Annotated in this window: 6 protein-coding genes and 1 pseudogene; 6 read left to right on the plus strand and 1 reads right to left on the minus strand. The window is 36.1% G+C overall.

Annotated features, from left to right (window positions below; translation table 11 throughout):
* Positions 1 to 217, plus strand: a 217-nt coding sequence (locus NI467_RS14285) for a hypothetical protein (protein WP_253153472.1), incomplete at its 5' end; no start/stop codon positions are given.
* Between the two features lie 361 nt (positions 218 to 578).
* Here NI467_RS14285 and NI467_RS14290 read toward each other — a convergent pair.
* A complete protein-coding gene (locus NI467_RS14290) occupies positions 579 to 1,751 on the minus strand; it encodes a replication initiation protein (protein ID WP_253153473.1) in 1,173 nt (390 codons plus the stop codon).
* A gap of 856 nt (positions 1,752 to 2,607) precedes the next feature.
* Here NI467_RS14290 and NI467_RS14295 point away from each other — a divergent pair.
* From NI467_RS14295 to NI467_RS14840, 5 genes and pseudogenes are all read left to right on the plus strand, one after another.
* Positions 2,608 to 3,387, plus strand: coding sequence for a ParA family protein (locus NI467_RS14295; protein ID WP_253153474.1), 780 nt, complete (start codon positions 2,608 to 2,610; stop codon positions 3,385 to 3,387).
* Between the two features lie 7 nt (positions 3,388 to 3,394).
* Positions 3,395 to 4,306, plus strand: a complete 912-nt coding sequence (locus NI467_RS14300) for a ParB/RepB/Spo0J family partition protein (protein WP_119879449.1) — start codon at positions 3,395 to 3,397, stop codon at positions 4,304 to 4,306.
* A gap of 430 nt (positions 4,307 to 4,736) precedes the next feature.
* The gene (locus NI467_RS14305; RefSeq protein ID WP_163143575.1) at positions 4,737 to 5,120 is read left to right on the plus strand and encodes a transposase; all 384 of its coding nucleotides are present in this window, start codon (positions 4,737 to 4,739) and stop codon (positions 5,118 to 5,120) included.
* The gene (tnpB, locus tag NI467_RS14310; protein WP_165382150.1) at positions 5,117 to 5,452 is read left to right on the plus strand and encodes an IS66 family insertion sequence element accessory protein TnpB; all 336 of its coding nucleotides are present in this window, start codon (positions 5,117 to 5,119) and stop codon (positions 5,450 to 5,452) included. Before NI467_RS14305 ends, tnpB begins: the two co-directional genes overlap by 4 nt.
* 74 nt (positions 5,453 to 5,526) lie before the next feature.
* Positions 5,527 to 5,716: pseudogene (locus NI467_RS14840) on the plus strand (IS66 family transposase); the annotation flags it as partial.

A 5,716-nucleotide genomic window follows, 5' to 3' on the forward strand; every position in this document is an offset into this window, starting at 1 on the left:
TTTGATAACCACTTTAAGGTGTTTGATTTGGTATTCTTCTATGTCAATTATGGCTATGTCTGATGCCAGCATACTTTTTAGAACACCACCACTGGTTGATGAATTTCACAGCTTCCATCAGGAAAGTAAGATAGATGAATTCTTTTTAATTCATCAAAATCACTTTTCTTTATGTCGAGAAAGTCTTGAAAAAATAGATTCTGACGTTCTCTTTTGATGACACCATTTTTATCTAAAAAAAAATAGGGATGGGAGTTATAAAGTTTCAAGTAAGCATATAAAACTATTAAAAAAATTATAGATAAGATTGTTTCCATATTTAATAAATATTTCTTTAAGTCGGACTATATTGCAAGTGCCTTGAGTAATTCTGCTATAGCAGATATTTCTGATACTTGCCATTTCAAGCCAATTTCTGCTCCTGAGTGGGGTAAAATAATTTGAACCGTTAACATGTCAGTAGGAGTCTCAATTTTCACACTTCATGCAACAGAGTCGTTTTTATCCTAAGGTTCTTACCACTTGTATTCTTTACTAACATATATCTAAAAAAGTGTAGCAAGTTGCTACACTTTTCGCTAGATCAACTCTTTACCAAAAATATCATTCAGTCTTTCACGAATACTATGGACGAATTCCGGATTACTTTTAAGTTTATGCTTCATATTTCGTTTAAAGTCATTCAACCCCATACCAATTTCAGCAAAATCCATTTGGAATAAAGTGTCATTAATGACAATATTTGCTTGAGAGTCAGTGAGGCATCCTACTTTTTTAAACCACTTCTTGAACTGCTGATAATTTTCATCATTATTAAAAATATACCAAGAACGTACATTCATATCGAATTTAGCCCCTAATTCTTTTACGTATGCATTGTCTTCAAATGGAACATCAAGATAGATTTTTTCAATCACTTCAAATTCATCCAGTGTCTTATCAGCAATCCGATGATGCAGTTTAAAATTCACACCTACAATTGGACGGCCTTTCTTAACGGTTTCATACTCTAACTGTAGATCTGTATTTTCGTTAATTTCTGCCACTATTTTGTCTAATACATAGCGTCTAAAATCTACCCAGCGATCATATTTGGTTTCATTAATATCAATCAGTGCTTTCAAGTTTTCTAAAAGTAATGGCACTTCATAACTCTTTTGATTGGCGTACTTAAATTCGTTTTTAATGAAATAAGTATAAAGACTCATACTGGCAACAGAATCTAGGGCAAAAAGATGTTTTAGCTGATAGGTAGTAAAATTACCCCCAGCCAGTTGAGTGAAATACGGCAACACCTCACTGGTAAAACGAATCTGAATCGCATTTTTAGAATCATCTTCCCATCTTAACTCACGGATAATGGGAACGACAGAATGTACTTTTTTAGTCTTTCTCTTACCATTATCAGCTGGTTCCTCAATAATAAAATGAGCTACCCGGGATGAAAGCTCTTTATAGATCCGATCTATTGCAACATTAATTGAATTACGTTTATTTAATCCTAGTAAATCTGCCAAATCATCCTTATACAAATAAATATAAGTTTGTTCGGTAATTTCACCATCTACCCTATTTTTCTCACTATAATTCGCAACCGCCATTGCATATAGAAGTGCCTTATATTCATTGGCTGATAATTCGATTGGGCGAATTAAACGGTTACTGGTACTGACAACGCCATTATGGCGAATGTTGCCTATACAGTAAGGAATATAATTCGATTCTTCTTGCAATGGTTCAGATTCTGTCATAACCGTGATATTTATAATTTAACTTAGTTTTTATATACAAAAGTGGAAAAACTTTCAAGACTTTCACCACAATATTCTAAAAGTGGAAAGTTTGTCATCAAAAAGAAGCCTTTTAGCCGATTTCCTGCACTTAAAGTGGAATTAATTATAATCTTTCCACCCCATGATGACAGACCTTCCACCTTTAGTCTCGAAATTACAGTTCAGAAGGCCTATTTTTACTTTTTTCATTCAGGTCTAGTTAGGTTAAGTCAGATAAAAACCCTGATGTGACAAGGCTTCCACCTTTTTGTTAGATTTAAAAGGTATAACTGCACATATAATCATCAGGAAATATCCAATAAAAACAGATTATCCACAGGTTAAGAAGATACAGTGACAAACCTTCCACCTTTAAAGCTTAGTTATGAGACTTTATTAACAGCTTAAATATTTGTTTTTTAAATTATTTTTAAATAAAAATAGCAGTTCTAAAAATAGTAGTGACAAACCTTCCACCCTAGTGACAGACCTTCCACTTTTGAGTGACAAACCTTCCACTTTATAGTGACAGACCTTCCACTTTACGGTGACAGACCTTCCACTTTTGAGTGACAAACCTTCCACTTTATAGTGACAAACCTTCCACTTTTAAAGTTACAAGCATTTGTTTTATATAATAAAAAAATGATCCTAATTATTAATTAGCTAAATAACTAATTATTCTAATTTTTAATTAAGCTAGCTTAGTTAAAAATTTATTTTTTAAGTTGTTTTACAGCTGAATAAATAGGATTTATAAATTTAAAAACTATAGTAAGATGAATGAAAGTTATTTATATTACTAAACATTGAAATAAGGAAGCATCTGACACGCATGTCTGCAAAAATTATTACTGTTGCTAACCATAAAGGCGGATGTGGCAAAACAACGACTGTTGTACACCTAGCCTCAGAACTTGCCAATCTGGGCTACAAAGTTTTAGTCATTGATTTAGATCCTCAAGCAAACGCAAGTTTACACATTGGGATCCAACATCCAAGCGAAATTACTGTCACTACAGCAGAATTACTAGTGGGCGATATTTCGTTGTTGGCAGATGCATTACAAGAAGAAACGAACTTTGAAAAAGTATCATTAATTTATGGTTCCTTAAATTTAGGAAAAACTGAAGATCAACTAAAAGAAGAAGCTCCCCGTCCTTCTGAAGAGTTAAATATCAAGTTAAAACTATTAAAAGATCTTTATGATTTTATATTGATCGACTGTCCACCTAGCCTTAAATTATTAACCAGCAATGCCTTGGCATCTTCAACACATGTCATTATCCCTATCGAATCAGGATCACAATATGGATTGTATGGGGTAACAGATCTTTTAAATCATCTTGAAAAAATCAAACGTATTAATCCAGATTTAGAGCTTTTAGGCGCTTTACTAATTAAGCATGATGAACGTCAGAATGTCTGTAAGCTGATTCGGGATGAAGCCTTGAAACAGGTAGGTAAAATTTTAGAAACCACAATTCCTCAAAGTACTAAAGTCAATCAAGCAGCGATTCTGCAACAACCACTTTTGAAAGTAGAAAAAAATTCAAAAGTACGTAAGGCTTTTGAAAACCTTGCCAATGAAATTGTAGTGAAAATTAAAACCTGAGAGCATTATGGCAAGCACCAAAGAGCTTTTAGCTCAGAAACTGAAACAGAATACAGAAAAACATCAGCAAGCACAGAAAGACAATATTAAAGAGCCGAAAGAGTTTAGACGTAATGTCCCTATTGAGGATATCAGCCGAAGTCCAAACCAGCCGCGTAAAATATTTGAAGAGTCACAGTTAAAAGAACTGGCGGATTCTATTAATGAAATCGGCCTTTTGCAGCCCATTACAGTGCGTAAATTGGATAATCTGAAATATGAACTGATTGCAGGCGAGCGACGCTTACGGGCACATCAATTACTCGGAAAGTCTGTGATTGAAGCCATTATCATTGATGCAAATAATGTAGAAGCATCTTTGTTAACCCTGGCAGAGAATTTAAAGCGTCAGGATCTGACAGATTATGAGATTTTTATTGGCCTGAACTCACTTGATGAGAAATTAAAGAAAAACAAGCAACGTTTAGCCAATTCACTGGGTTTAAATCGCGAAGATATGTACAAGTATTTAGCATACGAAAAACTGCCGCAAGCAATTTTAAATGACCTTGATGTGGAACCAGGCTTGCTAGGCCGTACTGCTGCAACTGCATTCAAAAAATTTCTATCGGATCATCTTGAACAACTCTCTGAAGCCGAAGTGGCCTTACTCGGAGCTTGGGAAAAATTAAAAGACAAAAAACTCGAGCAAAGCAAAGTTACTACTTATGCTGAAAAACTATTGAGTCAGAATCCAGAAAAACTGACCACAACATCCGTGGTCAGAAAAATTGAATATGCCGGTAAGATTGCGGGGAATATCAAACTGAATCAAAAACAGCTTAAGGTTTCTCTGAATATCTCGGAAATTGACGAAGCCAGTCTCTTACAATTAGAAGATTTCTTAAAACAGCTGATTCAAAAAAGCGAAAAAGTGTAGCAAGTTGCTACACTTTCTTAGCACCCTGAAACTAATTACATCCTCATGCATTATTGAAATTTATTTTCTTAAGTATGCTTCTTTACATTTGGTCTTTGAGAGTACTGTTACTTCGGACTGAGATTAAATTCTGCCTTTCTTCTTGTGGAGTAGTTTTATATTTATCCGGAAATATTATATATGTCCATATAAGCACTCCCAGTTTTCAGGTTTTGTATCAAAATAATCAATTCTTATCAGATTTTTCGATAGGGAAGTATATATGCTGGTGGAACATAAATAATTTGGTGGTGTTTCAAAAGGTATGCTGCCGTTAAACAAATACGTTATTAAGGTAAAAGAAAGTAAGCATCCAGCTAACACAGCCTTACCAAGCGATCCTATAAGCCTTAATTTAGTTCCCACCTAAAAACAAGTGGGGACTTAATCTATGAACATGGATATATATTCAGCAACACCTCCTGTTGCTAAAAAACGCAGAACATACAGCAAAGAATTCAAACTCAGTATTGTCAATGCCTGTAAAAATCCTAATACCTCGATCGCTTCGGTCGCACTGCAACATAGTATTAATGCCAACCTTGTCAGTCGTTGGATCAGGATCTTCAGCCATCATGATGGTGCCGTGCAGGATCCTACTCATGTGAATCCAGCATTTATTGCTTTGCCTTACACTGCTGCAATCAGCCAACCTATTGATGAGAGGATCACGTTGTGTATCACCGTGCCTCATACGAATAATGATATTCAGCTAAAATGGCAGACATCAGAAATACCTGTCTTGGCAGAATTACTCAAGGCACTTGCAACATGATCCGCATTGATGAAATCTGGTTGTCTACTCAGCCCATGGACATGCGTGCAGGTATGGATACGACCATGGCTCAGGTGGTGAGAGCCTTTGGCTACATCAAACCGCATTGCGCCTACCTGTTCTGTAATAAACGTGGCCATCGTATGAAAGTGCTGGTACATGATGGACTGGGCATCTGGCTGTGTGCCAGGCGGCTGGAACAGGGAAAATTCCACTGGGCTCAAGTTCACCAAGGTGAAACCGTGGTCCTCAACCCGGAACAGTTACAGGCATTAATCCAGGGTTTGCCCTGGCAGCGCATTGGACGACAGCAAGTGGTAACAATGCTCTAAACCAAGCTCGGCTATTCTGCTATTCTCCAAACGTTCTATTTCATTCCCTTCATGACCTCAGGCATACTGCGGTCATGAATACGCTGCCTGACTTAAGCCAACTGACCCATGAACAACTGCTGGAATTTACCCGGCAGTTGGCGATGCAGCATCAGTCTCTAGCACAATCAAACCAGCAATTAGATGCCAGAGTTCAACATCTTGAAGTCACCAATCAGCAATTAGATTCTAAAGTTCAACATCTTTCTATTCTCAATCAAAAAT

Origin of the sequence: Acinetobacter sp. S4397-1, assembly GCF_024129285.1 — a bacterium.
Classification (GTDB): domain Bacteria; phylum Pseudomonadota; class Gammaproteobacteria; order Pseudomonadales; family Moraxellaceae; genus Acinetobacter; species Acinetobacter lwoffii_C.

Coding starts and splice junctions, on each gene's coding strand:
- NI467_RS14295 (WP_253153474.1), top strand. CDS start 2,608: ATGTCTGCAAAAATTATTACTGTTGCTAACCATAAAGGCGGATGTGGC.
- NI467_RS14305 (WP_163143575.1), top strand. CDS start 4,737: ATGAACATGGATATATATTCAGCAACACCTCCTGTTGCTAAAAAACGC.
- NI467_RS14300 (WP_119879449.1), top strand. CDS start 3,395: ATGGCAAGCACCAAAGAGCTTTTAGCTCAGAAACTGAAACAGAATACA.
- NI467_RS14290 (WP_253153473.1), bottom strand. CDS start 1,751: ATGACAGAATCTGAACCATTGCAAGAAGAATCGAATTATATTCCTTAC.
- tnpB (WP_165382150.1), top strand. CDS start 5,117: ATGATCCGCATTGATGAAATCTGGTTGTCTACTCAGCCCATGGACATG.